The organism is Polaromonas sp. P5_D5 (genome assembly GCF_054049435.1).
In genome coordinates this window covers 236898-262378 of the sequence record NZ_JBFUMJ010000001.1, presented here as the reverse complement: position 1 = coordinate 262378, position 25481 = coordinate 236898, and the positions used below count along the sequence as shown (strand labels likewise).

Annotated in this window: 30 protein-coding genes; 16 read left to right on the top strand and 14 right to left on the bottom strand. The window is 60.1% G+C overall.

Going from position 1 to position 25481, the window contains the following annotated elements:
* Positions 1–26 precede the first annotated feature (26 nt).
* The 6 genes from ACXJKE_RS01285 to ACXJKE_RS01260 form a co-directional block, all read right to left on the bottom strand.
* The gene (locus ACXJKE_RS01285; protein WP_457278764.1) at positions 27–1004 is read right to left on the bottom strand and encodes an AraC family transcriptional regulator; all 978 of its coding nucleotides are present in this window, start codon (positions 1002–1004) and stop codon (positions 27–29) included.
* A complete protein-coding gene (locus ACXJKE_RS01280; RefSeq protein WP_457278763.1) occupies positions 1001–2320 on the bottom strand; it encodes a type II toxin-antitoxin system HipA family toxin in 1320 nt (439 codons plus the stop codon). The genes ACXJKE_RS01285 and ACXJKE_RS01280 overlap by 4 nt, the downstream gene beginning before the upstream one ends.
* A 51-nt stretch (positions 2321–2371) precedes the next feature.
* Positions 2372–2662, bottom strand: a complete 291-nt coding sequence (locus ACXJKE_RS01275; RefSeq protein ID WP_457278762.1) for a helix-turn-helix domain-containing protein — start codon at positions 2660–2662, stop codon at positions 2372–2374.
* A gap of 145 nt (positions 2663–2807) precedes the next feature.
* Positions 2808–3218 carry a PaaI family thioesterase gene (locus tag ACXJKE_RS01270; protein ID WP_457278761.1) on the bottom strand — a complete coding sequence of 137 codons (411 nt, stop codon included), beginning with the start codon at positions 3216–3218 and terminating at the stop codon, positions 2808–2810.
* On the bottom strand, positions 3208–3735 hold the full coding sequence (locus ACXJKE_RS01265) for an SRPBCC family protein (RefSeq protein ID WP_457278760.1): 528 nt from the start codon (positions 3733–3735) through the stop codon (positions 3208–3210). Before ACXJKE_RS01265 ends, ACXJKE_RS01270 begins: the two co-directional genes overlap by 11 nt.
* A gap of 33 nt (positions 3736–3768) precedes the next feature.
* A complete protein-coding gene (locus ACXJKE_RS01260; RefSeq protein WP_457278759.1) occupies positions 3769–4368 on the bottom strand; it encodes a TetR/AcrR family transcriptional regulator in 600 nt (199 codons plus the stop codon).
* Positions 4369–4500: 132 nt separating this feature from the next.
* Here ACXJKE_RS01260 and ACXJKE_RS01255 point away from each other — a divergent pair, with 132 nt between their 5' ends.
* From ACXJKE_RS01255 to ACXJKE_RS01205, 11 genes are all read left to right on the top strand, one after another.
* Positions 4501–5691, top strand: coding sequence for an aminotransferase-like domain-containing protein (locus ACXJKE_RS01255; RefSeq protein ID WP_457279770.1), 1191 nt, complete (start codon positions 4501–4503; stop codon positions 5689–5691).
* Positions 5692–5890: 199 nt separating this feature from the next.
* Positions 5891–7768: a hypothetical protein gene (locus ACXJKE_RS01250; RefSeq protein ID WP_457278758.1), complete on the top strand. Its 1878-nt coding sequence runs from the start codon at positions 5891–5893 to the stop codon at positions 7766–7768.
* 170 nt (positions 7769–7938) lie between these two features.
* Positions 7939–8427 (top strand): hypothetical protein, encoded by a 489-nt coding sequence (locus ACXJKE_RS01245; protein ID WP_457278757.1) that lies wholly within the window; start codon positions 7939–7941, stop codon positions 8425–8427.
* 24 nt (positions 8428–8451) lie between these two features.
* Entirely contained in the window at positions 8452–9714 is a 1263-nt protein-coding gene (locus ACXJKE_RS01240) for an MFS transporter (protein WP_457278756.1), read from the top strand.
* A 32-nt stretch (positions 9715–9746) separates the two neighbouring features.
* On the top strand, positions 9747–10253 hold the full coding sequence (locus ACXJKE_RS01235) for a hypothetical protein (RefSeq protein WP_457278755.1): 507 nt from the start codon (positions 9747–9749) through the stop codon (positions 10251–10253).
* A gap of 252 nt (positions 10254–10505) precedes the next feature.
* Positions 10506–10649: a hypothetical protein gene (locus ACXJKE_RS01230; RefSeq protein ID WP_457278754.1), complete on the top strand. Its 144-nt coding sequence runs from the start codon at positions 10506–10508 to the stop codon at positions 10647–10649.
* Positions 10650–10866: 217 nt separating this feature from the next.
* Positions 10867–11340, top strand: coding sequence for a TIR domain-containing protein (locus tag ACXJKE_RS01225; RefSeq protein ID WP_457278753.1), 474 nt, complete (start codon positions 10867–10869; stop codon positions 11338–11340).
* 9 nt (positions 11341–11349) lie between these two features.
* Positions 11350–12216 carry a DUF4231 domain-containing protein gene (locus tag ACXJKE_RS01220; RefSeq protein ID WP_457278752.1) on the top strand — a complete coding sequence of 289 codons (867 nt, stop codon included), beginning with the start codon at positions 11350–11352 and terminating at the stop codon, positions 12214–12216.
* Entirely contained in the window at positions 12216–13226 is a 1011-nt protein-coding gene (locus ACXJKE_RS01215) for a hypothetical protein (RefSeq protein WP_457278751.1), read from the top strand. Before ACXJKE_RS01220 ends, ACXJKE_RS01215 begins: the two co-directional genes overlap by 1 nt.
* Positions 13223–13816 carry a 7-cyano-7-deazaguanine synthase gene (locus tag ACXJKE_RS01210; protein ID WP_457278750.1) on the top strand — a complete coding sequence of 198 codons (594 nt, stop codon included), beginning with the start codon at positions 13223–13225 and terminating at the stop codon, positions 13814–13816. Before ACXJKE_RS01215 ends, ACXJKE_RS01210 begins: the two co-directional genes overlap by 4 nt.
* Before the next feature lie 15 nt (positions 13817–13831).
* Entirely contained in the window at positions 13832–14338 is a 507-nt protein-coding gene (locus tag ACXJKE_RS01205) for a TIR domain-containing protein (RefSeq protein ID WP_457278749.1), read from the top strand.
* Positions 14339–14368: 30 nt separating this feature from the next.
* Here the strand turns inward: ACXJKE_RS01205 and ACXJKE_RS01200 are convergent, their stop codons facing one another.
* From ACXJKE_RS01200 to msrB, 4 genes are all read right to left on the bottom strand, one after another.
* Positions 14369–15433: a Vgb family protein gene (locus ACXJKE_RS01200; protein ID WP_457278748.1), complete on the bottom strand. Its 1065-nt coding sequence runs from the start codon at positions 15431–15433 to the stop codon at positions 14369–14371.
* A gap of 103 nt (positions 15434–15536) precedes the next feature.
* Positions 15537–15770 carry a DUF3606 domain-containing protein gene (locus ACXJKE_RS01195; protein ID WP_457278747.1) on the bottom strand — a complete coding sequence of 78 codons (234 nt, stop codon included), beginning with the start codon at positions 15768–15770 and terminating at the stop codon, positions 15537–15539.
* A gap of 178 nt (positions 15771–15948) precedes the next feature.
* Positions 15949–16665, bottom strand: coding sequence for a peptide-methionine (S)-S-oxide reductase MsrA (gene msrA / locus ACXJKE_RS01190; RefSeq protein WP_457278746.1), 717 nt, complete (start codon positions 16663–16665; stop codon positions 15949–15951).
* Positions 16666–16668: 3 nt separating this feature from the next.
* A complete protein-coding gene (msrB, locus tag ACXJKE_RS01185; protein ID WP_457278745.1) occupies positions 16669–17166 on the bottom strand; it encodes a peptide-methionine (R)-S-oxide reductase MsrB in 498 nt (165 codons plus the stop codon).
* Positions 17167–17716: 550 nt separating this feature from the next.
* On the opposite strand from msrB, the gene ACXJKE_RS01180 reads away from it, so the two are divergent.
* Positions 17717–20161 (top strand): penicillin-binding protein 1A, encoded by a 2445-nt coding sequence (locus ACXJKE_RS01180; protein ID WP_457279769.1) that lies wholly within the window; start codon positions 17717–17719, stop codon positions 20159–20161.
* Between the two features lie 108 nt (positions 20162–20269).
* Here ACXJKE_RS01180 and ACXJKE_RS01175 read toward each other — a convergent pair whose 3' ends face one another.
* Together ACXJKE_RS01175 and ACXJKE_RS01170 are read right to left on the bottom strand one after the other, a co-directional pair.
* Positions 20270–21364 carry an ROK family protein gene (locus ACXJKE_RS01175; RefSeq protein ID WP_457278744.1) on the bottom strand — a complete coding sequence of 365 codons (1095 nt, stop codon included), beginning with the start codon at positions 21362–21364 and terminating at the stop codon, positions 20270–20272.
* Positions 21365–21539: 175 nt separating this feature from the next.
* Positions 21540–21752 carry a CsbD family protein gene (locus ACXJKE_RS01170; RefSeq protein ID WP_457278743.1) on the bottom strand — a complete coding sequence of 71 codons (213 nt, stop codon included), beginning with the start codon at positions 21750–21752 and terminating at the stop codon, positions 21540–21542.
* A 256-nt stretch (positions 21753–22008) separates the two neighbouring features.
* Between ACXJKE_RS01170 and ACXJKE_RS01165 the strand changes: the two genes are divergently transcribed.
* Both ACXJKE_RS01165 and ACXJKE_RS01160 read left to right on the top strand, forming a co-directional pair.
* Positions 22009–22458, top strand: coding sequence for a surface-adhesin E family protein (locus ACXJKE_RS01165; protein ID WP_457278742.1), 450 nt, complete (start codon positions 22009–22011; stop codon positions 22456–22458).
* A gap of 117 nt (positions 22459–22575) precedes the next feature.
* Complete coding sequence (locus ACXJKE_RS01160) at positions 22576–23226, top strand: FHA domain-containing protein (RefSeq protein WP_457278741.1); 651 nt, start codon at positions 22576–22578, stop codon at positions 23224–23226.
* Between the two features lie 26 nt (positions 23227–23252).
* Here the strand turns inward: ACXJKE_RS01160 and ACXJKE_RS01155 are convergent, their stop codons facing one another.
* Entirely contained in the window at positions 23253–24023 is a 771-nt protein-coding gene (locus ACXJKE_RS01155; RefSeq protein WP_457278740.1) for a DUF2726 domain-containing protein, read from the bottom strand.
* A gap of 262 nt (positions 24024–24285) precedes the next feature.
* Here ACXJKE_RS01155 and ACXJKE_RS01150 point away from each other — a divergent pair, with 262 nt between their 5' ends.
* Entirely contained in the window at positions 24286–24645 is a 360-nt protein-coding gene (locus ACXJKE_RS01150) for a translation initiation factor Sui1 (protein WP_457278739.1), read from the top strand.
* 2 nt (positions 24646–24647) lie between these two features.
* Positions 24648–24857, top strand: coding sequence for a DUF3820 family protein (locus tag ACXJKE_RS01145; RefSeq protein ID WP_457278738.1), 210 nt, complete (start codon positions 24648–24650; stop codon positions 24855–24857).
* A gap of 101 nt (positions 24858–24958) precedes the next feature.
* Here ACXJKE_RS01145 and ACXJKE_RS01140 read toward each other — a convergent pair whose 3' ends face one another.
* Positions 24959–25198: a hypothetical protein gene (locus tag ACXJKE_RS01140; protein WP_457278737.1), complete on the bottom strand. Its 240-nt coding sequence runs from the start codon at positions 25196–25198 to the stop codon at positions 24959–24961.
* Positions 25199–25481 lie beyond the last annotated feature (283 nt).

Sequence of the window (25481 nt, the reverse complement as noted above, 5' to 3'; positions counted from 1 at the left end):
CCGGCTTTAAAGACCAGTCGCCGGCGCTACAGCGCCCGCACGGGCACGCAGAGCCAGCAACTGAAGGTGCCGGTCTTCGGGTCCATCACGAAGTCTTCTTCATACAGCTCCAGGGCCGGCTTGTTCTCCGGCTGGTAGCCGCTTTGCGGCAGCCACTCGGCGAACATGTGCGTCCAGGCTTCGTGCACTTCGTTGCCCGGCTTGCCGGTAAAACGGCCGCAGGCATAACGCCCGCCGCCAAAGTTTTGCACGCCTGTCTCGCCTTGCGGTTTGAAAGCCTCGTTCACCTCAATGCAGGCGTCGTAGCGGCATTTTTCGGCCGGCGTGATCTCGGGGTTGTCCTGGCTGATGCCGTACATCCTGGGGCGCGGGTTCATGTGGCCGTGCTGGCCGCACCAGGCGACAAAGCGTTGCCACAGCTGCGCCACGCCGTCGCCGTAAGGGCCGGTGTTGCGCATGTAAGCCAGGCGCATGGCAGGAATGGTCTTCAGTTCAATGTGCATGCTCAAACCTCTTTCAGATAAAACCGGCCCCACGGGCCAGAGGGTTCTATCTTTAAACAATGCCATGAGGGAGTCTTGATTCATCTTGTGATTGCCTTGATGAATCTTGCTAAGTTCACGCTGCTGGCGCGCTGCCCAGTCGCGCCAGCCGCCGCGCCGCCAGGCCGTGGGCGTTGTGCCGAAATGGGCGCGAAAGGCACGGCTGAAAACCTCGGCCGACGCAAAGCCCGTGTCGAGCGCGATTTGTAGCGCGGTCTGCGGTGTAAAAATGAGTTGCTGGGCTGCCGACTCCAGCCGCAGGCGGCGCACGCAGTCAGCCAGGGTTTCACCCGTGACCGCCTGAAACACGCGGTGAAAGTGCCAGGGCGAAAAGTGAGCCACATCGGCCAGCGCTTGCAAGTCCAGCGTGCCGGCCAGGTTGGCGCTGACGTGGTCTACCACCCGGTTGATGCGGGCGATATACGTGCGGCGGGCCGCGGGGTCAAGGCCGGGCTCCGTCATGGAAGTTCAGCCACGAATTTTTCAGCCTGCGCCAACATGCCGCGGCGTATGGCGGTGAACACCGCCTTGGGGAAATCTGCCGGCAGCTGCGCGGCCACGCGCTCCAGCGCGTACGGCACCTGCAGCACCAGCGCCACCATCTGGTCGAAGGCGCCCGGCACACCGCTTTGCCGCGCCAGCGCTTCCCAGTGGCGGGTGCGGATTTCGTGCAAATGGTAGTGCGCGTTTTTGCTGCGCAAGGCCATGGCCAGTTTGGCGCGGCGTGGGCTGATCTGGTTGGGCCCGTTGCCGATGATGGGCCAGGCCGACAGCACGTCGTACAGCGGCGTCATGCGAAAGCTGCCGCCGCGTTCCAGGAAGATGGAGAAATTCTTGGCATGGCCGTCAGTGGCGGCCATGATCCAGAAGGCCAGCTGGACCTGCGCGAAATGCAGAAGATCGGCGCGGGCATTGCTGCTTCCGCTCAGCAAGTCCAGCCCTGTGCGAATGCCTGGGCCGCCGTCGCTTTCATACTTGAGGTCACCGGGCGTCCCGGTGGCTTGGCAGAAATCCTCTTGCGGCAGGCGGGCGATCCATTGGCCGCCGTCCATCCAGCGCCTGTCAAAGCGCTCCACGATCAGCACCTTGCGCCGGCCGAAGCGGCCCATTTGTGTGGGCGCGACCTCAAACCCCAGTTCACCCAGCAGGGCGGCGCAGAGCCATTCGTTTTCCACCGAGTCCGACATGTCGGCGCGCATATTGCCGACCAGGCCCAGCGGTAGTTTGAAGATGTGCGTGGTGGGTGTAGAGCCCGACGGCAGGTGCCAACGCTGGCCAATGCGCAGCAGCGCTGTCTTTTCCTGAGCGCCGGCAATGGATATCCGGAAATCGTCCGCCAGCGAGGCGCCTTCCACACCGTCCCCGGTAACGTCACCCAGCAGCGTCTCCACCTGGCTGTCGGTCAGTGCCGTGCTGTCGATGCGGTCGTGCGGCGATGGCTGCTGGCCCTGTGGCAGCAGCTGCAGCGCGCCCACGCAATCCCGGCCGATGGCTGCCAGCAGGTCGGCCGCGCGGATTGAAGAAGTCCCAAAGCGGCGGCGCAGCCGTTCGCGGATGCGGCTGCTGTCGGGTAACAGGTTGTCAAAGTAGTGCTCTACCTTGGGGCCCATCACATCGCCGCCCCCGGCCGGCATGGGCAGTGAAACCGACAGCGGCCGCGCATGGGGCGACTGCGGCCAGCTTTGGTCATAACGAAAACCCGGCGTGCCGGTTCGCGTCCAGAACCACAGGCCCACATGCTGGCCGTTCATCCACACGTCAAGATCGGCAAATGCCATGGGCCACCTTTTTAAACTGTTTCGTCATGCTTTCCCAAGCGCTTTCCCCGGTTACCAATCGGCTGTGGGGCTGTTCGCGGTGGGGGCGGGTGGGGTGTCAGTCTCGGCATACCGCCGCAAGTCTGCCAGCAGCAGTCGCGCGTCCAGCGCATGCAGCACCTGAAGCAACTGGTCGAGGCTCACCGCACCGGGGTTTTTTTCAATATCGGCCATGCGGACCTGCTTGACGCCTATGCGCTCACCCAACGCGGTCTGCGTCAGCCCGCGTGCCTTGCGCAGCGATTTCAAATGCACTGACAGCTGTGCTGATGTCTGAACGGGAAAGGTTTGAAGCGTGCTCATGGATACCGCCTTTGAGTGATATTTGCACAATATCGTTGTTAGACAATATTGTCAAGATATCGCTCAAGGGCGATCAGATGGCCAGACTTGTACCGTCCCCGCCAGCATCCCGTGTTTTGCGAAGCCTGTGGCCTGTCAACAGTCCCTAGGCCGCCTTGCGTATGGTGCCCTGCGCCGCCGCGCACAAGGTACGCTCTTGCCCGCGCAGCACAAAAATATCGCATCGGCATACCGCCTGGGTCTTGCCACTGCCCACCACCGTGGCTACGGCCAGCAGGCGGTCGGCATCTTTGGCCGGCCGCAGGTAGTTGATCTTGAACTCTGACGTGACAGAGTCGCCCAGTACCGAGCCGCCCGCAAACGTCAGTGCGTTGTCCGCCAAATAGGACAATACACCGCCATGCACAAAGCCGTGCTGTTGCAAGAGGCCGGGCACCACAGGCACCGACAGCTCCGCGCCGCCGGGCGCAAAGGCATCCAGCTGCGCGTTCAGCATCGCGCTGAAGGGCTGTTGGCCCAGCACCTGACGGCCCCAGGCCAGCAAGTCAGCGGGCATGCTGGCTGCGCGAAAACGGCGGGGTCAAGCGCCTGCCGCCCGACACCAGCCAGCGCAGCAGGCGTATGTAGGCCGGCCAGGGCACCTGCCGTGGCTCGTTGCCCAGCGAGAGCTGCGCCTGCGACAGCACGTCTTCCACGCAAACATCGTGCAGGGGGCCAATCACCAGCGGCCACAAGAGCAGGCCAGTGCCGCGTGTGTTCATCTCAATGCGGTGCTCCAGCACGCAATGCGCAGGCGTGGCGTCCAGCACCTCAAAGCCGTGCCAGCCGTCAAACCCCGCCGGTGCGGTCAGGCGAAACCGCACAGACTGCCCCGGTGTGTAGGCCTCCACCACATAGCGGATGGGCCCGTGCCCACCGATGGCGCCCACGGCCAGCGGCCTGTCGAACTTCAGGCGCGGCCAGACCTTGCCGGGCCACAAGGCATCGGCCGGCGAGCCCAGCGAATCAATCAGCGCGCCCACCTGCTCCGGGCTGGCGTGCAGCAGACGTTGATGAACATTGACGACTTTCATGCAGCTACTCCTTGTTGAAATCGGGAAGGTGTTTCAGGGGGCCATGGCCATCCAGGCCGCGTGTTCCAGTGCGGCCCGCACCTTGGGCGCAACGGCCGGGGTGGGCTGGCTGACCCAGCCCTGCGTAAGCGACATCGCGGGCGAAAACATCAGCGCCATCCACAGGTGAAAAGGCATGGCCCGCATCTCGCCGGCCTCCACCTGCTGCGCCACCCAGGCCCTCAGCGTGGCAAAGGCCTGCTCATTGGCCGCGTCGATCTCGGCGCCGCCTGCCATGTCGCCGCCGCGCCGCAGCGTGTGCAGCAGCCGTGCCTGGTCGGGGTGTTGCAGCACCCACTGGATGTACGCGCGCATCAGGCCCTTGACGCCGGCCTGGGCAGAGGCCTTGCCGCTGATGGGCTGCATCAGCGCCGCATGGAAATCGCGCAGCGTGTGCGCATACAGCGCATCGGCCAGTTGTGCCTTGGTGGGAAAGTGGTGGTACAGGCTGCCGTTGCTCACGCCCGCCTCCTGGCGAACCATGTCCATCGACGCGGCCGTGAAGCCGTGCGCCAGGAACACCTTGGTGGCGGCGTCCAGCAGGCGCTCCCGGGTGGAGAGGGCGGCAGCGGCAGGGGGTGTGGCAGAACTCATGACTAGAGTATTACTCTAGATTGATACTCTGTCAACTTCCCTGCGACCGCAGGGCAACCGGCGGTCCAGGCCGCAGGAAACCTGCGCGCAAATTGGCGACAATACAAAACAGAAAGCGAGACCCCCATGCCACTGCAATTTGCCGACCGCCTCAACAACGTTGAAACCTCCGCCATCCGCGAACTCTTTAAATTGCTGGGCAAGCCCGGCATTGTCAGCTTTGCCGGCGGTTTTCCGGACCCCGCCATGTTCGACGTGGCCGGCATCCAGGAGGCCAGCAACAAGGCCCTGAACGAAGAACCCGGCGGTACGCTGCAATATGGCGCCACCGAAGGCTACGGCCCGCTGCGCGAACAGCTGGCCGCGTTCATGGCCACCAAGGGCGCCAAAGACGTCGCCCCCGAAAACCTCATCGTCACCACCGGCAGCCAGCAGGCGCTAGATTTGCTCGGCAAAACCATGATCTCCCCCGGCGACAAGGTCATCGTCGAAGGCCCCACCTTCCTCGCCACCATCCAGTGCTTTCGCCTCTACGGCGCAGAGCTCATCAGCGCGCCCATCGACGCCCATGGCGTCAAGACCGACGAGCTCGAACAACTCATCGCCCAGCACAAGCCCAAGTTCGTCTACCTGATTCCCACTTTCGGCAACCCCAGCGGCGCGCTGCTCAGCCTCGAGCGCCGCAAGAAAGTGCTCGAGATGGCCGTCAAATACCAGACCCTGATCGTCGAAGACGACCCGTACGGCGACCTTTACTTTGGCGAGGCGCCACCGCCATCGCTGCTGGCCCTGAGTGCCGGCGTGCCCGGCAGCCGCGAGCTGCTGGCGCACTGCGGCTCACTCAGCAAGGTGCTGAGCCCCGGCCTGCGAGTGGGCTGGATGATCGCCCCCGCCGAGTTGCTGGCCAAAGCCACCATGTGCAAGCAGTTCAGCGACGCCCACACCAGCACCTTCGCCCAGGCCACCGCTGCCCAATACCTCAAGGCCGGCCGCATGCCCGCCACGCTGACGCATGTGCGCAAGGTGTACGGCGAGCGCGCCAACGCCATGGGCGCAGCGCTCAAGCGCGAGCTCGGCGACGCGATTGAATTCACCCAGCCGCAAGGCGGCTTGTTCTTCTGGGCACGCCTGACGGGCGCGGGCGGCAAAAGCAAAGACGCCGGCGAGTTCGCCAAAAAAGCCATTGAGCAGCTCGTGGCCTTTGTGCCCGGCGCGCCGTTCTACGCCAGCAACCCGGACCTGGCCACGCTGCGGCTGAGCTTTGCCACCGCGGATGTGGCGAAGATTGAAGAGGGTGTGGGGCGGTTGGGCAAGGCGCTTTGATGAGATAGCCTGAGGTCAGCTGGGTGGGTTGGGCGGGGTAGATAAGCAAAAAATAGATAAGCGGTGGAGGGGGAAAATGCGCTTCGTTAAAACATGGGCTTTGGTTTTTTTGCTTGCGAGCCAAAGCGGCTTCGTATGGGCGGGGGATGCGGTTCGGGCTTTCGCTTCGGAACTGATGCTTCATGAAAGCAAGCAGGTGATGCAGCCAGACCGCCCGCTGAAATATTCAGATCCGGAGGGTGGTACCGCGTTGCGCGCATTGCTGGCGCCGGCAAGGGCCAAAGTCGTCATGGACGACTATTTTGTGGAATTTCCAAAAAGTATTGGCCAGCCGGACATTCCGAAACTGATCGGGCCTCTCGTCAAGCGCTATGAGAAAGCTTTCAATGCAGACCCCCGCGCGTATGAAGAGGAATACCTCGATGCCTTGAACTGGATGGTCATTCCTATCGAAGGCGCCAGCAAGGCAGCCTCCACAAACATGAAAGAAAACGCGGCAGCAGGCGGACCCGATGCGGAAGCCGCGCAAAAAATTCTTGAGACATTGCAAGGTCTTTCAGACAGCATGATGAAACTTGTTGCGCAAAGCATCAGGGACAAGGCCAACAGCGGCGTCTATAGCCCAGCGGGCAAAGCGCGTGCACTTTCCATGGCTGACCGTGTGGTTGCCACCCTGCGACCTGCGCCGCCAGCGCAAGCCCGATTCGCCCAGCAGGCACCCGCCGCGGCAGTGAGCCCCCGCGAGATCGAAGAACGCTTTTCGCGCCAGTCGCTCTTGGCCCCAGATGCGCTGGAACAGTTGCAGCGCTGCAATGCTGGTGTTCCGCGGCAACGCTATGAGGAACTCGTTGAAAACACCCAAAAGGGCAAAACCGTCACCGGCTTTATGGGGCAGGCGGGCGCCTCTAAGCTGGTGGGAATCGCGGACCAGTTCTGGACCTGCATCGGCTTCAGCCCCGCCGGGCATGCCATCTTGCCGGTGGAAGTCTTGCGCAACACGGTCGTGACGGTCGGCGCCACCCGCGCCGGCCTTGTCAATTGGCGGCGCCAGTTGTTGGCGGAACTGGCCACTTACGGAAAAGCCCAGGGCCTGATTGAGCTGCGCAGCGGCAACGCCTACGCGGTGTCCTATACGCTGACTCGCGATGGCGGGGTGACCTTGTCCTACGACTCCTCGCTGTTGAAGCCAGGCAGCTACAACAGGGCCGACTACAGGGCCGTGATTTCAGAGCCGCCCATTAGCAACGTGATGACCCGCTACGTCGGGGAAAGCAAGACAAAAAGCGGCGCCACGCTTCTGGCTCCGCTGGCGCGTGCGCCGCTCACCAGCGACGGCTACATCCCGATCGTCGGAACCGCGGCTACCGCAGCGGCCAACTTTGCAGGCAGCGTATGGAAGTCGGAGGCGTTGCAGGTGCCGGGAAACATACTTCGCCTGAACCCGGACGGCGTTGCCATTTACCAGATGCCCAGGTCGTCAGACACCGGCCAGTGGAAGGTGGCTGGCAACGTCTTGCAGGTGTCTTTGAAATCGGATGTTCATTACTCGCTTGCACTCACCGAAGACGGCCGGTTTTTGCAAGGAGAGCTTCGCCGGCAAGAGCTCCCACGGCCCGTCCACATACCCGGTGTCCCTGTGATTCCCCAGGATGATGATTTCGATCCCGAACTGCGCTTCAAGATATCGCGGCTGTACCGCGAGTCTGATACCGAACAAGAAAAAGTCGTTACCGCCAGGCGAGATGCGGCAAAGCAATCTGCCGGCCTTGCTGTGCAAAAGCTGGTTGCCAGGGCCGAAGAGCAAAAGACGCAGATACTGGCCGAAACCTCCGAGCAAGAGGCCAAAGAGCAGGCCTTCGAAACCGCCCGCAGTGGCAAGCCAGAAAACACATGGCGAGTGTGTTCTGGCTCTCTGTATTCCGACCTCCTGACTGCGAAGTTCACCTCCGCGGCGACGGCTGCAGAATTTTCCGGCAAAAGCGTCGGTGAGATTTGCTATGCATGGCTGGGCACGCGCAAAGAGTGGAAGGCCACCATTCTTCAGCAGGGGTGCAACGGCCGTTGCGCGATGCAGTGAGGGGTGCATGACGTACAACTGGCACAGTACAGCTCGCAGTACAACCAGTGCGCGCCGCGCCCGCATAGGCGTAACACACACGCGCTTTCGCACTTTGGCCGAGTCCTTTGCGAGTACCTGTATCCGCGGGCGGTGTCGCACGATAGATCGACTAATTAAAAAAGGCGCTTATGAGTGACTACCAGCCGGATCCTTTCACCAACCCCGGGCCACCAGGCGGCGGTATGAACGCAGACGCTTACCCCGCGCCACCCCAATTGCATTGGGCTTTGGTGCTGCTGTTTACGCTCCTCACGCTTGGGGTCTTCATGATCGTCTGGATGTTCATCCAATCCACCTGGGTGCGAAAAATCAATCCGGCGTCGAATGCGACGACCCAATTCGTCATTTATGTCCCGCTGGCCATCTTTGCCCAGATACTGTTTGAAGGCTCAGACAACCTCAAGGGGGTTGGTTTTCTCTTGATGCTCGTGTCGTATGTGATCTTCTATTTCGGGGCTTATTCCATCCGAAGGTCCATGCTGAACCACTACAACAGCGTTGAACCCATGCAGCTTGAGCTTTCAGCGGCCATGACTTTCCTCTTCAGCACCTTCTATTTGCAGTACCACATGACCCGTATTGCGCAATGGAAAGCCGCTTCCAGGTTGGCCATATAGCAGCTCCCGGGCCTGTTTACCTTCATGACTCCTGCCGACGCGCACAGCGCTTCCCACGCCAGCATTTCCCCCGCCGTCCGGCGCTCCATCCTTCTTCTTTCATTTGGCACCTTTGCCAGCATGGTGGCCCAGCGCATTTGCGACGCCATGCTGCCTGAGTTGTCGCGCGTGTTTGCCGTCAGCCTGGCCCAGGCCGCGCAGGTCGTGTCGATATTTGCCATGACGTATGGCGCGTCGCAGCTTTTTTACGGACCGCTGGGCGACAGGCTGGGCAAGTTTCGTGTGGTCACCTTTGCCACGCTGGGCTGCAGCGTCGGAAGCCTGCTGGCCGTGTTTGCGCACAGCCTTGATGCGCTGCTGTTTGCCCGCCTGCTGATGGCGCTGGGCGCAGCGGCGTTGATTCCGCTGGGCATGGCCTGGGTGGGCGACAACGTGCCCGCCGACCAGCTGCAGGAAATGCTCACGCGCACCGGCCTGGGCAGCACGCTGGGCATTGTGTGCGGCCAGTTAATTGGCGGCCTGCTGACCGATGCTTTGGGCTGGCGCTGGTCTTTTGTTTTCATGACGGTGCTGTTTACCGTGGTCGGTACGCTGATGTACCTTGACCTGCGCCGCCAGAATGCCGCACAGCGCGCCGAGGGCAAAGACCCGGCCGCCGTACCCCGCCAGCCCGTGCAGCGTACCCATTTCGTCACGCAAGCGCTGGAGATCATTACCGGCCGCTGGTCACGCGTCGTGCTGATCATGGCGGTGGTAGAGGGCGCCGCCGGCTTTGGTGTGCTGGCCATCTGGGCCTCGCACCTGCACCATGCCCTGGGCCTGTCGCTCTCGGTGTCAGGCGCCATCGTGGCGCTGTTCGGCCTGGGCGGCGTCGGCTACATGGCCGCAGGCCGCCCGCTGATACGCCGCTTTGGCCAGCACGGCCTGGTGATTCTGGGTGGCGCGATGCTCGGCGTCAGCGCCCTGGTGCTGGCCTACACCCCGCACTGGGCCCCGGCCATTCCGGCCAGCCTGGTGGGCGGGTTTGGTTTTTTCATGTTCCACAACGTCATGCAGGCCAACGCAACGCAGATGGCCCCTCATGCGCGCGGCACCGCCGTTTCGATGTTTGCCTCTTTCCTGTTCCTGGGCCAGTCGATCGGCGTGGTGCTGGCCGCCAGTTTGATCGCCCGCATTGGGAGCAGTGCGGTGGTGGCGCTGGGTGGGGCGGTGATGGCGGCGGAGGGGGTTTACTTTGCCTGGGTGTTGAGAGGGCGACACAGTAAGGCATCTTTGCAAGTCAAATAGACTGTGGAGAATTTCAATTGAAAGTATCGAATATGACCCACTCGTTTTTCAGTGCTGGAATCATCACACTCATGGTGCTCGGTTTTACCCCTGCGGCTCATGCCCAATTTGGGACTGCTTCAGGAAACTATGAGAACGATCTCGGTCAGTTGTTTGGCGCAGCTCAAACGTTGGGAGCTATCAAAGACCTGTGCGCGGAAGAATTTCCGGAGCACAAAGCCAAAAATGAAGCCGCTTACGCCGCCTGGCGGGCAAGGTCGGCGCCCCTTCTGCAAGAAGTGGAAAGCAATATGTCGGCCATGATTGAGCGGGAGACCAAAGGTGATCAGGCAAAGGCCGACGCGTTTCGTGCGCTACTCGATCAAAAGCTTGTTGACTTCAAGGCTAATCAGAGGCGCACTGTGTTTGTGGGTGACCCCGCGCGCGCCCGAGAGCGTTGCGCCGCCTATCCCGCACTTATTGGTTCTCCAGCCTGGAACTTTGAGAAATCCATGGCAGGGCATGTTGCCGTCATGCGCAAAGGCCCAGTGAAGCCTTAGCAAGCGGGCTAAGAAAGCGGCATGGGCTACATGGCCATCGCCGCCCGCTGATACGCCGCTTCGGCCAGCACGGCCTGGTGATTCTGGGCGGCGCCATGGTGAGCGTCAGCGCATTGGTGCTGGCCTGCACCCCGCACTGGGGCCCGGCCATCCCAGCCAGTCTGGTGGGCGGGGGTTTTTTTTTATGTTCCACAACGTCATGCAGGCCAACGCGACGCAGACGGCGCCCATGCGCGCGGCACGGCCGTCTCGATGTTTGCTTCTTTCCTGTTCCTGGGCCAGTCCATCGGCGTGGTGCTGGCTGCCAGTTTGATTGACCGTATTGGGAGCAGCGCGGTGGTGGCGCTGGGTGGGGCGGTGATGGCGATGGAGGGGGTTTACTTTCCTGGGTGTTGAGGCGGCGACTTGGTAGCGTGACTGGGGCGATTTGATCCCTCGAGCCGGATATTCCAGTGCTCGACAGTTTCAATGTTGAGTGATTCGCCTCATAAAAATGAAATTTGGTCCAGGGAAATAAAACCAAAATTTTCAATCAACCCCAAGGGGAAAGGCTGATGCAACTTGTAACTAGCCGCTATATAACTCTCTACAGATTAGAAAAAGAAGAGGCAATATGGGATTACCAAGAGCTTTCGTAGGCTTTAGCAGCACGGACATTCAGAGTTACTGGCTCATGCAGGCATGGAAAGCGCATGAGCACATCGAATTCAACTTTACCGATTGTCAATTGACCTCAAGCATCAACTCTGAAAACGAGCAATACATAAAGAGCCTCTGCCGCGAACGAATCAATATGGCGGGAATATTTGTGCAGCTTATTGGTGCTGACACTAGAAGTAAACACAAATACGTTCGATGGGAATTGGAGGTCGCAATAGAGAAGGGCTGCACAATAATCGGCGTAAATCTTGATAAGTCCCGCGTCATCGTCCCGGAGACTTGCCCGCCACTAATGAATGATATTGGCGCAATCTTTGTTCCATTCTCACCAAAAATCATTGCTTATGCGCTTGAGCATGCAACGATGGAGAAAAAAGGAAACTGGAGATACAAGGACGAGATATATAAACAGCTCGGCTACCAATAATTAGGCCGCATGATGGAAAACACCGAATTCCCAGCGCTGTACAGGTCTGCTGGCAAGTTATCCGATGATTCGCAGAGGAGATTTTTTCGTGCCCTGGTTGTTCATCTATTTCTTCTTGCCATAGCCGCGGCATTGTCCGTGCTAAACCATCCATCATCTTGTGCTGCTCTTGTGCAAGCAGCAGTGATGCTATCGGCGTTGGGGCTCTCTATCTACCTGTTTAGCACGAGGCCGGAGAAGATTTGGTACTCTGCCAGAGCTCTGGCTGAATCGGTGAAAACATTGTCGTGGCGGTATGTTTGTAGGGCAGAACCATTTCAGACAGCAGATGATGTGGCGCGAGATGCATTTGTCAAAAAATTAAAACAAATACTCCAACAAAACATAGATATTGCAGCGAAATTTACAGATCACCTAGACGAGTCGCAACTCACCGCTGCGATGGAAACATATAGAGCACAGCCCCTAGAAGATAGAAAAAAACTTTATAAAGATAAACGGATAGCAGACCAGCTTAGTTGGTACAAGAACAAATCAAAAGCMAATGGAAATAAGGCGACAGCTTTTTTTATAGCTCTAATTTCTTTGAATGCGCTTGCGATTGCTTTTGCGCTTGGAAAAATAAGCTACCCAACCGCTCCATATTGGCCTACCGAAATTTTTATTACTGTAGGTGCATGCGTGTTGACCTGGATGCAGGCCAAGCGTTTTTCTGAGCTATCCGCTGCGTACGCGCTGGCAGCAGTCGAAATAAATCTGGTCAGTGTGGATGCGCTTAAGCCGCAAACTCCAGAGAATTTCTCTCTCTTTGTTGGTGATGCCGAAAATGCTTTTTCGCGAGAGCATACCCAGTGGGTTGCTCGCAAGGATCGATGATGGTTGAGGCTGTGAGCGGTGATAAAAGTGCTCAGTCGCCAAGTCGGCGACGTACCCTGAGTTTGGGAAAAAAGGAGATCGCGCTACCGATTTTCTTTCCTTCAATATCATCAGTTAAGACTCAGAGCTCACCGATTTCTTATTTTCAAGTCATCAATTCTGTATTCAAGGGAAAGCAATTTCTGATTTCTGCCTATGACCTAATTAGAACTGATCCGGACGCACGATTACAACTATTGCAGGAAAGAGAAACTGCCGCGGATGATGAGACTCTAGTGCTGATGGACTCCGGAAACTACGAATCGTTCTGGAGAGGTCCTGCAGAGCCGTGGACCGTTGGCGAGTATCACGAGGCGCTTGCCGCGTTCAAGCCTGATGTCGCGTTTGGTTTTGATGATCAATCTCCGCCTGAGAATGAATCTGAGCATTTGCGACTTTGGATTGAGCAATTTCGAGCCGATCAGCATGCTGCAGGAACTACTCTGGTGATTCCAATTATTCATGGAGATGCTCGGGTTATAGCTGGTATCTGTGCCCGCTTTGTAAAAGCCAGCTCCATAAAGTATGTTGCAGTCCCAGAGCGCTGCTTGGGTTCAGATCTCTTTGAGCGAGTCCGCACCGTAGCAAGCATTCGGCGCTCGCTCAACGAACTGGGCTCATATGTTTTTTTACATCTGCTAGGGACGGGGAATCCTCTGTCATTGGCCCTTTTCTCTGAAGCTGGAGCTGATACCTTCGATGGATTGGAGTGGTGCCAGACGGCAGTCGACTATCAAACAAATTTACTTCATCATTTTCCGCAGGGAGTGCTGTTTTTACAGCAGGGACGATGGGCTGCATCAGCCTTGCCCTATGAAATTCGGATTCTTGCGCACAATTTGGATTTTTTAGCCAATTGGAATGAGTTAGTTCGCAAGAGTGTTATTGAGGGCTCTGTCGACGACCTAATTGATCAGTCATTCTCTTCTCATATCTATCGACAGTGTCAAGCGGAGGGAGTTTGGAGATGAGAGAGACATCAACTGTTGTTCTCGCATCTGGTGGTCTTGACTCCACTTTGATATCCGTGATGTGTCGAGAGTCGAATATAGAGACGTTTCCGTTGTTTATTGATTATGGTCAGCGGGCTGCTGTGACCGAGTTGACCGCTTGCAAAGCTGTGTATGCCCAATTGGGTCTACCAGCTCCGACCTATATGAACTTACAAGGCTTCGGTAAGGTGATCGAATCTGGGTTGACATCTGTCGATAAGCACGTTCGACTCGATGCATTCACACCTGGTCGAAATTTGCTGTTCCTGGTTTGTGGGGCAGCATTTGCATTTCAAAAAGGAGCCACATCAGTATCAATTGGGCTGCTCTCAGAGGAGTTCAGCCTTTTTCCGGATCAGCGAAAAAGTTTTCTTGCGGATGCGAATCTTGCGGTGCGATCTGCACTTGGCCGAGAAATCCCCGTGATCGCTCCACTGAGTGAGTTTTCAAAGGCAGACGTTGTGAGTTTGGCCAATGAAAAAGGGATAGTAGGAACTTATTCCTGTCACATGGGAGGAAACCTGCCATGTGGTAGCTGCATTTCTTGTCTTGAGTTTTCTAACACTTAACTTGTGGAGGTACTTATGGGAGGCAATGGCGGGAAAAGTAGGGGAGGGCTTTCGCTGAGCGCTCGTATGCAATTAGAGGCGGAAGCAAAGAGAAAAATTTCTCAACCCGGCGATGGCGTCAAACATGTTTTTATAAGTTTTGCGCACGAGGACTTAAATGAGATTAATTTATTGCGCGGGCAGGCAAGAAACGAAAAAACGGAGTTGGAGTTTGACGACCATTCTGTAAAAGAGGCATACAACAGTTCGAACGCTGAGTACATAAAAGGCCAAATTCGCGAAAAAATTGATCGTGTCTCAGTGACATTGGTCTTTCTTTCTCCTCATGCCGCGGCCAGTGAATGGGTTAATTGGGAAATTCAAGAAAGCGTTAGACGCGGAAAAGGCGTGGTCGGCGTCTACAAAGGGGACTCCATGCCGCCAGTTCTTCCATCAGCTTTTCGGGATGGTGGCTACCGTGCTGTGCCTTGGTCTCATGAGAGTCTTACCAAAGCTGTCAACGATGCAAGTCGCGCTCGATGATTATGTAGATTAGTGTGCAGTTTCGGTCTCTCACCCCGTCTTAACCACCGTCACAAACTCCGTCCCACTCTCAGGCAACCAAACCTCCCCAGGCCTGCCTAATATCTGCCGCACGCTCGCCGCAGAACGCGGCATGGTGATCACCTCAAACTTCTCCGTCGCCGGGTCAAAGCGCAAGAGGGCGTTGCTGCTCCACTCTGAGGCCCAGACGATGTCTTTGTGGTCAACGTAAACGGCGTAGATATGCGGTTCGGTGCCGGGGGCTTTCCAGGCGCGCCAGCTGCTGGGGCCTGTGCCCAGTGCGGGGTCGTGCACCGAGAGGTTGCCGCTGTTCCATTCCGACACCCAGATACGGCCTCTGCTGTCTGACCAGACGCGGCGGGCGCCCTGGCGCGGGGTGGGGGGCTCGACGATGCGTGATTCGCCTGTCTTGCGGTCTAGTTGCGCGATGAAGGAGCCGGCCAGCGAGCACCACCACACATCGCCTTTGGGTGTGGCGCAGATGCCGTAAGGGCCGCGTCCGCGGGGAGATTCTTTTACGGTCACGGTGCCACTGCGTACTTCTACCTTGCCGACGTAGCCGCTTTGCCCGGTGAACCAGAGGTTGCCTTCGCCGTCGAAGGCGCATGTGTTGAGGTTGGCGTACGGTGTGCCGGCGGGCAGGGGGTAGACCTTGACTTCGCGCGAAGGCCAGGCCACGCGGGCAATCGCGTTTTGCCCGCCGTCGGTCAGCCAGGCTGCGCCGTCGGGCCCGGCGATCACGCCGTGGGGAGATGAGCCACTGCCCAAAGCCACGAGGTCTGACTTGCCGGTGCGTGGGTCAAACCAGCCGAGGTGGCCGCTGCGCTGGGCCGAGAACCACACGCCGCCATCCGGTGCGGGTGCGATGTCGTGAATGCCTGTGAAGGTGCGGGCGTTGAGCGGCCACGATTGCAAACGGACGGTGCCGGGTGTTTGCGCATGTGTGGCGGCCGGCAAACTCAAACCGGCCAGGGCCGCCAAACTGGGTAAAGCCGCCAGCGCGGTGCGCCGGTTGATCTGGGTTGGGTCTGATTGTTGAGGAGCGTGGGATGAAGCGCGTGTCTGCAATGCCATGGCAAAACCTCCTGCGCATCTTGCTGCATGCGCTGAACACGATGAACGGCGGTGAAGGGTGGTGTCTCTGGCATTTTGGCGGCAATGCGCGCCGCCATCAAGCTCACTTGTGTGTACTCAACTCGCGCACGCGGTCTGCGTTGGTGGTGCTGCGGGCGCCCTTGAGGTGCATCTCTACGTTGGTGGCCTTGTCGCCCACGGCGGCTACTGCTTCGCGTAGCTGTTCCTGAGTCACGTCCAGCTTCCTGAGCCACTCCGCGGTGGTGGCTTTGTCATTCAGGTTGATGCGCGCAGGCTGTTCGCCTGCATGCGATTGGGGTTTATCGGTATTAGCCATGGTCATTTACTCCTTGCCTGCTAAGGTAAAAGACCACATTAGCGCGCCTGGCCCACCATGTTTGTAGGCCATTGCCGACTTGATGGGTTTCAGCCGGGGAATAGCGCGCATTGACGCAAGTCGGGGGTATGGCCTACGCCCTGCRCGCCCTATGTTCCCGCCGAACCGGGACTCCGCCTTACTTGCCGGCCTGTGACACCAGCACGGGCTTTTCGCGGTAGACCTCGGGCATCACGGTTTTCAGATTGGCAATCTTGGGCAGGTCAAACCTTGCGATGTAGGGCTGGTTCGGGTGCAGGGTGGCGTAGTCCTGGTGGTAGGCCTCGGCGGGGTAGAAGGCGGCCAGCGGCGCGAGCTGCGTCACGATCTTGTTCGGGAAGGCCTTGGCGGCGTCGAGCTGGGCGATGTAGCCTTCGGTCACCTTCTTTTGCTCGGCGTCTTTGTAGAACACGGCAGAGCGGTATTGCGTGCCGCTGTCGGGGCCCTGGCGGTTGAGCGTGGTGGGGTCGTGCGCCACCGAAAAGTAAATCTGCAGCAGCTTGCCGTAGCTGATCTTTTTCGGGTCGTAGGTGATTTGCACGGCCTCGGCGTGGCCGGTGCGGCCTGAGCCGATTTGCTCGTAGGTGGCAGTGGCTTTGTCGCCGCCTGAATAGCCCGAGACGGCGTTGAGCACACCGTCGGTGTGCTGAAACACGGCCTGCACGCCCCAGAAGCAGCCGCCGGCAAACACGGCGGTGGCGGTGCCTGCCTGTGCGGTGGCTGTGGCGTCCACCGCAGGCGCGGGCAGCTTCACGGCTTTTTCTTCCGCGGCGCGGGCGCTGGTGCCCATGCCGCTGCCAATGAATGCCCACGCGGCCAATGCCACAGCACCCAGGGTGAAAAGGTATTTGTTCATTTCTTATGCTGCCTTGAAGTTAAGGGCCACGCCGTTCATGCAATAACGCAGGCCGGTGGGTTTGGGGCCGTCGTCAAACACATGGCCCAGGTGCCCGCCGCAGCGGCGGCACAGCACTTCGGTGCGTTTCATGAAGAGGGTGGTGTCGGTTTCTTCGACCACGGCGTTGTTCATGGCCTGCCAGAAGCTGGGCCAGCCGGTGCCGCTGTCGAATTTGGTGGTTGACGCGAAAAGGGGCAGGTCGCAACCGGCGCAGCTGAAAACGCCGGCTCGCTTTTCTTTATTCAGCGGGCTGGTGAAGGGCGTTTCAGTGCCGGCCTTGCGCAGCACGCGGTACTGGTCGGGCCGCAGCAGCTTTTGCCATTCGGCTTCGGTGCGGGTGACTTCATAAGCGCGCGCGGCCGCGTGGGCGGGTGTGGACGCCAGCAGCCCGCGCAGGCCGGCGGCCATGGCGGCGGAGAGGGCGCCCAGTTTGAGCAGGGAGTTTCTGCGGGTCATCATGCGTTGGCCTCTTTCGGTTGGTTGTTGTATTGCTTGCCGTGAACAGGCGGCATGAAGGTTGGTCGGTGTGGCGCGGCGTTTCTTACGAGTGACGACGCCCCTGGTGCGAAAGATTGGATGACGCTGTGCTGGTTCAGTTCCGTGCGGCGAAATGGCGGGCAGCCTGAAATTGCTATCAATACAGTAGCTGCTCGCGCAGACTCCTATTGGGTTGGAGGCCGATTTGATGCTTGAAAATGGCACTGCAGGTGGCGAAATTGGCCCCAAAAGCGCCCGCAGGGCCCACGACGGCTGAAAACAGGCAAAAACAGGCGAAAAAGAGGCAAAAAAGAGGCAAAAAAGAGGCCCAAATACCACCAAAACTGCCCCGCAGGACGCTATTAAAACAGTAGCTGCTCGCGCCCGTTCTGATTGGTCTTGAGGCCAATTTGGTGCTTAAAAATGGCCTCCTGCAAGCCGCTGAAGCGGCGTTTTCCGATGGCGTGCATTTTCCGCAGCGCCGCAGTCCTACAGGCCCGTTTACGCCTCCCATTTAGACTTGCAGGCAATGATGAAACAGCTCCTGACCCAACTTCGCGACTTTGCGGCCACCATTCCTGACCGCTTGCGCCACCCCACCAAACGCGGCGTGCTGCTGACACTGGCGGCCATTCCGGCGCTGGTGCTGCTGTATGTGCTGATCCTGATTCCGTTCACGCCCAGCATCAACGACCTGCTGAAAGCCAAAACCGCCAAACCCTCGGTGGTGATGTCGTCTGACGGCCAGGTGCTGGCGGTGTTCAAGCGGGCCAACCGCGACTGGGTGAAGCTCGAAGACATTTCGCCCAGCGTGGTGGACGCGCTCATCGCCACCGAAGACCACCGGTTTTACGACCACCACGGCCTGGACATCAAGCGCACGGTGTCGGCCGTGCTGCACACGGCCGCCGGCAAGACGCAGGGCGGCTCGACCATCACGCAGCAGCTGGCGCGCAACCTCTACCCGGAAGAAATCGGCCGTTCGTTGTCGATCACGCGCAAGCTGAAAGAAGCCATCACGGCTTTCAAGATAGAGGCGGTTTATTCCAAGGACGAAATCCTGGAGAGCTACCTTAACACCGTGCCCTTTTTGTACAACGCCTACGGCATTGAAATGGCGGCGCGCACCTACTTCGACAAATCCGCCAACGAGCTGGACGTGCTGCAAAGCGCCACGCTGGTGGGCATGCTCAAGGGCACGGCCTACTACAACCCGGTGAACAACCCCGAGCGCGCCATGCAGCGCCGCAACACGGTGCTGGCGCAGATGGTCAAGCACGAGAAGCTGCCCGTAGCCCAGCTGGAGGCACTGAAAAAGAAGCCGCTGCGCATCGACTTCGAGCGCCAGGACGAAGAGCTGGGCTCGGCGCCGCACCTGGCGCAGCAGCTGCGCCGCTGGTTGATTGAATGGGCCGACCGCAACGACTACAACATTTATGCCGACGGCCTGGTGCTGCGCAGCACCATTGATTCACGCCTGCAGGACATGGCCAACAAGGCGCTGGCGGTGCAGGTAGACCGCTTGCAAAAGACGGTCGCCGGTGATTGGCGCTTTAACTCGGGCTGGAAGGCCAAGAGCGGCGCGCCGCGCGAGCTGGCCCTGGCCTTCATACGCGACACCGCCGAATACAAGGCCCTGCGCACCAAGGGGCAGGCCGACGACCAGGCCACCAAGGCGCTGCTGGCGGACGCGGAGTTCATGCAAAACCTGAAGGACGACAAGACGCGCCTGCAGGCCGGCTTCATGGCGCTGGACCCGACCAACGGCCAGGTCAGGGCCTGGGTGGGCAGCCGCGACTTTGCGCGCGACCAGTTCGACCACGTGCAGCAGGCGCGCCGCCAGCCGGGCTCGACCTTCAAGCCCTTTGTGTACGGCGCGGCGTTTGAAAACGGCGCCAAGCCGTCCGACGTGTACCTGGACGGTGAGGTGGAAATCCCGCTGGGGAACGGCGCTTTCTGGCGGCCGACCGACGGCGGCGGCCCCAGCGGCGAGATGATGACGCTGCGCCAGGGCCTGATGTTTTCCAAGAACACGATCACCGCACAGGTCATGCACGCGGTGGGCCCGGCCAATGTGGCCAGGCTGGCCAAAGCCATGGGCGTGCGCCAGAGCAAGCTGGAAGAAGTGCCCTCACTTGCGCTGGGCACCAGCCCTGTCACGCTGAGGGAAATGGTGGCGGCCTACGGCACGTTGGCCAATGACGGCCGTTATATAGAGCCCGTGATCGTCACGCGGGTAGAAGACCGCAACGGCAAGGTGCTGGAAGCGTTTGAGCCCAAGCTGCCCGAAACCGTGATGCCGGCCACCGTGGCGCAGACGCTGCTGGACGTGATGCGCGGCGTGATCGACCAGGGCACGGGCGCCGCCATTCGCAGCCGTTACGGCATCCAGGCCGACGTGGCCGGCAAGACCGGCACGACACAGGGCAACACCGACGGCTGGTTCATCATGATGCACCCGCAGCTGGTGGCCGGCGCGTGGGTGGGCTTTAACGACAACCGCGTGACCATGGCTGACAGCTATGGGCAGGGCGCCCGCAGCGCGCTGCCGATGGTGGGTGAGTTTTTCCAGGGCGCGATCAAGGCAAAAGTGGTCGACGTAGCCCTGCGCTTCCCCGCGCCGGAAGGCGCAGGCGTGACGGACCAGGAGCGGCAGCGCATTGAAGCGCTGCTCAATGGCGCCGAGCCGCCGCAGGAAAGCCAGCCAGGCCAGACCGGTGACGGCGGCATGCCCCAGCCTTTGGGGCAACAGAGCGTGTCGGGCGCTGTGGGAGGGCAGGCCACCGAGGGTGGCCCGCCGCGCGTGTGGCAGCCGGCGCCGGTGATCAAGTACATCACCGTGAACGGGCCTGCCGCAGACGGCACGCCGGGCGTGGTGCTGCCACCCGAGCAGCCGCGGCGTGTGCAGCCCGATGCTGCGGCGGAAAACACCGCCGTGCCGGGCGTGGTGGTGGGTGCGCCCATCGCTCCGCGCTAGCGCTGTGCGCGGTGCGTGAGACTGCTATTAAATAGATAGCTGCTTGCGCTGTTACTGATTGGGTTTCAGGCCTTTTTCTCTTGAATTGTTGCAACGCAGCGCGCGGCGTCAGCGTTTCGTTTTGCGCACCGCGTGCGGGCCGGCGTTGACAAAGCTGGCGTTGCCCAACCCGGTGCCCACCGTCAGCACGGCCCAGCGCTTCACGCCCTGCATGAAGGGCAGCTCAGACAGGCCCTGCACCACCGCATCGTTGTGCAGCCGCACCTGGGTGGTCTGGCCGTCCTGGCGCGGCAGCAGTTCGCTGAGGTCATGCGCCAGGTTAAAGCGCGGGCTTTCCCAGTTGCCGGGCAGGTTCTGCGCGCCGGTGGCGATGGAGCCGTCGTCGCAGATCATGCCGGGGCAGGCCACGCCGACAAACGGCGCCAGGGTGATGCCTTTTCTGTCGGCCAGGCGTTTGAGTTTTTTGAGCATGGCGGCAATGCCCTGCACCAGGTGTTCGCGGCGGGTCACGTCGTCGTCGCCGCGATGGCCCCACTTTTCCAGGCCCGCCACGCGCACGTCCGACAGGTCGGGCGACTTGCTCAGGCGTGGCCGCACAATGCCGCAGCGCACATTGGTGCCGCCAATGTCTACCGCCAGGAAGCCGCTGTATTGCGACAACAGCTCAGGCGGCGCCAGGTGCACCCAGCCGATCAGCCCGCCTTCGTCGGGGTGGTGGCGCAGCGTCATCAAATGCACGCGGGCGTTTTGCTGGTAGAGCAATTCGGCCGCGCGGTCGATGGCCAGTTCGCCCACCAGGCTTTGCTGAAAGCCGCCGCCCACCACAATGCGCTGCACGCCGTGCCATGTGGGATGCGCCAGAAAACGCCGCACCACACGCACCAGTTGCCAGGCGTAGTCTTCCGATGCCGCGGAAATCACGGCGGCGGCCTTGCCGTCGCGTTGAAGGAGCAGGTCGAGCCGCTTTTTGCTGATGGTGGGTGTGGGCTTGGTGCCCAGCACGTCTTCGCCGCTGATGCGGCGAAAAAGCCGGCGCCATACGTCCAGCATTTCGCTGTAGGCGACGCGGCTGACGGTGTCGCCCAGAAAGCGCTCGCCGTCGTGCAGTTCCAGGCTGTAGCCGTTGATCGTCACGGCGGGCAGCTTCAGCTGGCCGTGCAAAAGGTCATGAGGCAGGGAAGCGGGGGAGGCTTTGCGCGGCATGTGGGGGCGTGTTGTGCTGTGGTGAAAGGTTTCATCATGCGGGCGCGGCAGGCCGCCGGCTATCAGCCAACACGCCTGAACGCGTCAGCCAATGGCGGGTGTACGCGGCGATTTGCGCGCAAAAAAACGGCCGGGAAGAGCCGGCCGATGGTGGGTTTGCAGCGTTCAGTGCTGCTTAGCGACCCAGGGGGTCGCGGTCTTTGTCCAGATCCTTCTGGATGTCTTCTGCGTTCTCACGTGCGTCGCCGGCGGCCTTTTGTGCCTTGCCCTGGAATTCACGGGCATGGCCCTTGGCCTGCTGCTCGGCATTGCCGACCAGCTTGCCGGTGTGTTCCTGCACTTCACCGGCAACTTCCTTGATCTTGCCTTTGACCTGGTCCTTGTTCATGGGATGTACCTTTCAGAGAGTTGCGTCATGGAAAATTCCATGCAGTTCAAGATAGCCCGCCGGCCCAGGCCGCGCCGAAGGCATCGGGCCCATAGCCGTGTGGGTGTGTGCCTACAGGGCCTTTCGACGCGCGCCTGCTACGGGTCGGGAAACAGTTGCAACAGAACGTTCGTTGCGTCAGGATTAAACTGGCATTGCAGACAATGGACTGTGCTTTGAAGTGACCGTGCAGTGGAGGAAGGAAGAAAAAAGTCATATGAAGAAATTAGCCATCGTTTTAGGGGCCCTGGTGTCCGGGGCTTCCCTGTGGGGCGCGCCAGCCGCCCCCACCACATGGTTTACCGTGATGGGTGACCCGGCTGACCCGGCCGTCAACACCATTGAGGTAGACCCGACCCCCATTGCCGCCAACGGCGACATGCGGGCCATGCAGGTACGCGTAAGCCGCGCGCTGCAACGCACCAGCTGGGACGGCGTGCCTTACCGTTCGTATGTTTCCACCGTGTTGTTTGACTGCGCTGACAAGAGCGCCAAGTACGTCACGCTGGCGTTTTACGTGCAGCCCCTGTGGAAGGGCGAGCCGTACAAAACAGTGACTTACCCCAACGAAGTGGTGCGCCCCATGGAGTTCCGCGACGTGACGCCCAACCCGACCCAGCGCATCATTCGCGCTGCATGCGAAACCGGCAAAATTACCACCAATTAGCGGCCATGCTGCGGCGCTGGCGGGTTGTGCCCCGCTTGTGCCTTTAGGGCGCTCGGGCTACGATGGTTTGTCGCTTACGCATGGGGCTCCGGCGACTATCTTGAAGAAGGGTCTTGCATGCCGCAACTCATTGCAACGGTCGAAGGCGTCGAAATCAAGCACGTGTACTTGACGAACGACCGCACCACGCTGGGCCGCAGGCCCTACAACGACATCATCTTCGACAACCTGGTGGTCAGCGGTGAGCACTGCGTGTTCCTGCTGAAAGGCCTTGCGGACGTGTACCTTGAAGACCTGGGCAGCACCAACGGCACCTACCTCAACGGCCACATGGTCAAGTCGCGTGAGCTGCTGCACGACAACGACATCATCAATATCGGCAACTTCCGCATCCAGTACCTGGCCACCTCGCGACACGAAGAAGAGGCTCCGCGCGAACATCAAACCACCGCCATGGCGCTGGACGCGATGGGCCTGCCCGGCACCAGCGGCACGATGCACGCGAGCCTGAAGGTGCTGTCGGGTTCGTCAGCGGGGCTGGAGGTGCCGGTGGTCAAGGCCGTTACCACCTTCGGGCAGCCCGGTGTGGCCGTGGTGTCGATATCGCACCGGCGCGACGGCTACTACGTGGCGCACATGGACGGCGAAAAGCCGCCGACCTGCAACGGCAAACCGATCGGCATGAAAGCGATTCCGCTGGCCCACCACGACATATTGAACCTGGCCGGAACCGAGATGGAGTTTTTGCTCAAGAGCGCCGAAGCCTGAGCGGGCCGGGGGGCGTGCAGGTTCGCTCAGATGGTGGAGCTGCTGATGCTGGTGGTGGGAAAGCCCATGGGCCTGCGGGAACTCCGTGGCCTGTAAGAAGGCGGCTCACCGGCCAGGCGCCAGGCAAAGGCCCGTGCCAGTGCCTTCAGCTTGAGCGTGGACTTCAGATGCAGCGGCGTCATGCCGGTGCGGGTCAGGTCCGATGCGTTGTTGGACACGCGTGACAGGCGGCGCTGCTCCAGCGCGGTGACGGGTTTGCGGGGCATGGCTGAGCGTGGCGTCTTTTTGATCGCCGCCTGCTCGGCGGCAGCACCGGTGAACTTTTCACGCAGCAGCGTGGCCTCGGGCCGCCGCTGGCTGTCCACAATCCAGTAGGGAATGCCGGCGCGGCCCAGCAGCTCGCGCTTGAAAGCATGCTTGCGGTCTGCCTGCTCGCCGCGCCCCAGCACATCGACGCAACCCAGCACAGCGCCTTTGCGGTCGGCCACGGCGCAGGCAAAGCTCACGGTGCTCAGTAGCGCCTGCCAGTGCGCGTCGCCGCCGCGGCTGTTGGGTTCAATAAAGCCGGTAAAGGGCACCTTGATCAATACATGGTGGTCCGGAAAAATGTCTGCCAGCCAGCGCCACACCGCGAGCTCGTCGCGACTGGTGAGCGGCTTGCGGCGCAGCGCGTGGTTGCGCGCCACCTTCTTGCGGGCCGACACCACATGCGACAGCCAGCGTTCATAGCCCAGCGCCCCCAGGGCCACGCTGCCCACAAAGATAAAGAAGCCGATCAAAAAAGAGGTGCCGGTCATGGTGCTGTCCTGGTGCTGGTACTGCGTTGATGTGCCGGGCCGATGCGCTGCCTGTTGTGATATGGGTGTATGACCCTGAGCGGCTGCGCGGCGCTGGCTGAAAATCCCAGCCGTGTTTATAAGGTACATTTTTCATTTTTCGGCAATATGGCCCAGAACATTTGTGAACGTTCGTATTAGGCCGTGCTGACCCGGCCGTGGTGACCACACTGCGGTGTTACCCGGCCAGAGCCGCTTTCCACGCATCCCCTCCTTAAACTCCATGAAGAAACTCCCCACCAGCGGCGGCCTCGTGTATTCCACCGACGCGGGACGCATGTGCCCTGGCTGCCGCCAGCCGGTGTCCGCGTGCACGTGCAAGCAGCAGGCCGCGCCCAAGGGCGACGGTGTGGTGCGCGTCATGCGTGAAAGCAAAGGCCGCGGCGGAAAAACTGTCACCGTCATCAAGGGCTTGCCGCTGGACGCGCTGGCCCTGGCGCAATTGGGCAAACAGCTCAAAGCCGCCTGTGGTTCGGGGGGCACGGCCAAAGACGGCATCATTGAAGTGCAGGGCGACCATTGCGACACCGTCATGCAGGCCCTGCAAAAACAGGGCTACGCGCCCAAGCGGGCAGGCGGTTAGGCATGAACCCCGAAGACCTCCAGCTGCTGGTGACCCGCGAAATACCTTTCGGCAAACACAAGGGCACCCTGATCGCCGACCTGCCTGGCAACTACCTTAACTGGTTCGCCCGCGAAGGTTTTCCCAAAGGCGAAATCGGCCGCCTGCTGCAGTTGATGCAGGAGATCGACCACAACGGGTTGAAGCCGCTGCTGGATCCGTTACGGCGGTAGTCAATAAGCAAGTGGTAGTCAGACAGGCGCAAGAATTGCGGCTGAGTCGTGAGCATGCGGTACGGCGTGAGTCGCGTCAGACTTTTAAAACCTGGTGGCCCTTATTTCGGTAACGCCGCCTCGAAGCGTTGCAGCTCTTCATCGACTGTTCCACGGCTGTGGAAGTTGCGGTTCGCCTGGCCGTACCAGTACTCGGCATTTTCCAGGTCACCTTCCTGGATATGCAAGATGCCGTGTAGCCAGGCAGCCAGTTGCGATTCATCGCTTTGCACAATGCCGTGTGCGTCGTTCCATTGCCCCGAACGTATATGAATCAGAGCTTGGCGAAGAGTGGCCGTCATCGAAATCTCCTTGAATGGGATATGGATGCATTGCTCATCTATCGAGATTTGAATGAGTGTTGCATTGCGTGGATGGAGTGGTCAGAAATCACAAATTTTTTGACCTCGATAGATCTTCCTATCGTGTAGCTTAGAACTAAATTGTTCAAGGCGTTGTGGGCGCGTCGGTGTTTACCCGATCACCCTGTTATATGTGACAGGGGTGTCACTTCATATTGTCATTTGATTCGCGTAGATTGATTTGCAGATTGGTCGCGCTTCTGTGACGAGCCGTCATGGATGG

What these genes read in the sequence shown, in the direction of transcription:
- ACXJKE_RS01195 (WP_457278747.1), bottom strand. Translation starts at nt 15,770, where the DNA reads ATGGCTAATACCGATAAACCCCAATCGCATGCAGGCGAACAGCCTGCG.
- ACXJKE_RS01215 (WP_457278751.1), top strand. Translation starts at nt 12,216, where the DNA reads ATGGTTGAGGCTGTGAGCGGTGATAAAAGTGCTCAGTCGCCAAGTCGG.
- ACXJKE_RS01260 (WP_457278759.1), bottom strand. Translation starts at nt 4,368, where the DNA reads ATGAGTTCTGCCACACCCCCTGCCGCTGCCGCCCTCTCCACCCGGGAG.
- ACXJKE_RS01140 (WP_457278737.1), bottom strand. Translation starts at nt 25,198, where the DNA reads ATGACGGCCACTCTTCGCCAAGCTCTGATTCATATACGTTCGGGGCAA.
- ACXJKE_RS01160 (WP_457278741.1), top strand. Translation starts at nt 22,576, where the DNA reads ATGCCGCAACTCATTGCAACGGTCGAAGGCGTCGAAATCAAGCACGTG.
- ACXJKE_RS01180 (WP_457279769.1), top strand. Translation starts at nt 17,717, where the DNA reads ATGAAACAGCTCCTGACCCAACTTCGCGACTTTGCGGCCACCATTCCT.
- msrA (WP_457278746.1), bottom strand. Translation starts at nt 16,665, where the DNA reads ATGAACAAATACCTTTTCACCCTGGGTGCTGTGGCATTGGCCGCGTGG.
- msrB (WP_457278745.1), bottom strand. Translation starts at nt 17,166, where the DNA reads ATGATGACCCGCAGAAACTCCCTGCTCAAACTGGGCGCCCTCTCCGCC.
- ACXJKE_RS01285 (WP_457278764.1), bottom strand. Translation starts at nt 1,004, where the DNA reads ATGACGGAGCCCGGCCTTGACCCCGCGGCCCGCCGCACGTATATCGCC.
- ACXJKE_RS01265 (WP_457278760.1), bottom strand. Translation starts at nt 3,735, where the DNA reads ATGAAAGTCGTCAATGTTCATCAACGTCTGCTGCACGCCAGCCCGGAG.
- ACXJKE_RS01270 (WP_457278761.1), bottom strand. Translation starts at nt 3,218, where the DNA reads ATGCCCGCTGACTTGCTGGCCTGGGGCCGTCAGGTGCTGGGCCAACAG.
- ACXJKE_RS01155 (WP_457278740.1), bottom strand. Translation starts at nt 24,023, where the DNA reads ATGACCGGCACCTCTTTTTTGATCGGCTTCTTTATCTTTGTGGGCAGC.
- ACXJKE_RS01200 (WP_457278748.1), bottom strand. Translation starts at nt 15,433, where the DNA reads ATGGCATTGCAGACACGCGCTTCATCCCACGCTCCTCAACAATCAGAC.
- ACXJKE_RS01280 (WP_457278763.1), bottom strand. Translation starts at nt 2,320, where the DNA reads ATGGCATTTGCCGATCTTGACGTGTGGATGAACGGCCAGCATGTGGGC.
- ACXJKE_RS01175 (WP_457278744.1), bottom strand. Translation starts at nt 21,364, where the DNA reads ATGCCGCGCAAAGCCTCCCCCGCTTCCCTGCCTCATGACCTTTTGCAC.
- ACXJKE_RS01205 (WP_457278749.1), top strand. Translation starts at nt 13,832, where the DNA reads ATGGGAGGCAATGGCGGGAAAAGTAGGGGAGGGCTTTCGCTGAGCGCT.
- ACXJKE_RS01170 (WP_457278743.1), bottom strand. Translation starts at nt 21,752, where the DNA reads ATGAACAAGGACCAGGTCAAAGGCAAGATCAAGGAAGTTGCCGGTGAA.
- ACXJKE_RS01210 (WP_457278750.1), top strand. Translation starts at nt 13,223, where the DNA reads ATGAGAGAGACATCAACTGTTGTTCTCGCATCTGGTGGTCTTGACTCC.
- ACXJKE_RS01150 (WP_457278739.1), top strand. Translation starts at nt 24,286, where the DNA reads ATGAAGAAACTCCCCACCAGCGGCGGCCTCGTGTATTCCACCGACGCG.
- ACXJKE_RS01245 (WP_457278757.1), top strand. Translation starts at nt 7,939, where the DNA reads ATGAGTGACTACCAGCCGGATCCTTTCACCAACCCCGGGCCACCAGGC.
- ACXJKE_RS01275 (WP_457278762.1), bottom strand. Translation starts at nt 2,662, where the DNA reads ATGAGCACGCTTCAAACCTTTCCCGTTCAGACATCAGCACAGCTGTCA.
- ACXJKE_RS01225 (WP_457278753.1), top strand. Translation starts at nt 10,867, where the DNA reads ATGGGATTACCAAGAGCTTTCGTAGGCTTTAGCAGCACGGACATTCAG.
- ACXJKE_RS01165 (WP_457278742.1), top strand. Translation starts at nt 22,009, where the DNA reads ATGAAGAAATTAGCCATCGTTTTAGGGGCCCTGGTGTCCGGGGCTTCC.
- ACXJKE_RS01235 (WP_457278755.1), top strand. Translation starts at nt 9,747, where the DNA reads ATGACCCACTCGTTTTTCAGTGCTGGAATCATCACACTCATGGTGCTC.
- ACXJKE_RS01250 (WP_457278758.1), top strand. Translation starts at nt 5,891, where the DNA reads ATGCAGCCAGACCGCCCGCTGAAATATTCAGATCCGGAGGGTGGTACC.
- ACXJKE_RS01230 (WP_457278754.1), top strand. Translation starts at nt 10,506, where the DNA reads ATGTTTGCTTCTTTCCTGTTCCTGGGCCAGTCCATCGGCGTGGTGCTG.
- ACXJKE_RS01145 (WP_457278738.1), top strand. Translation starts at nt 24,648, where the DNA reads ATGAACCCCGAAGACCTCCAGCTGCTGGTGACCCGCGAAATACCTTTC.
- ACXJKE_RS01240 (WP_457278756.1), top strand. Translation starts at nt 8,452, where the DNA reads ATGACTCCTGCCGACGCGCACAGCGCTTCCCACGCCAGCATTTCCCCC.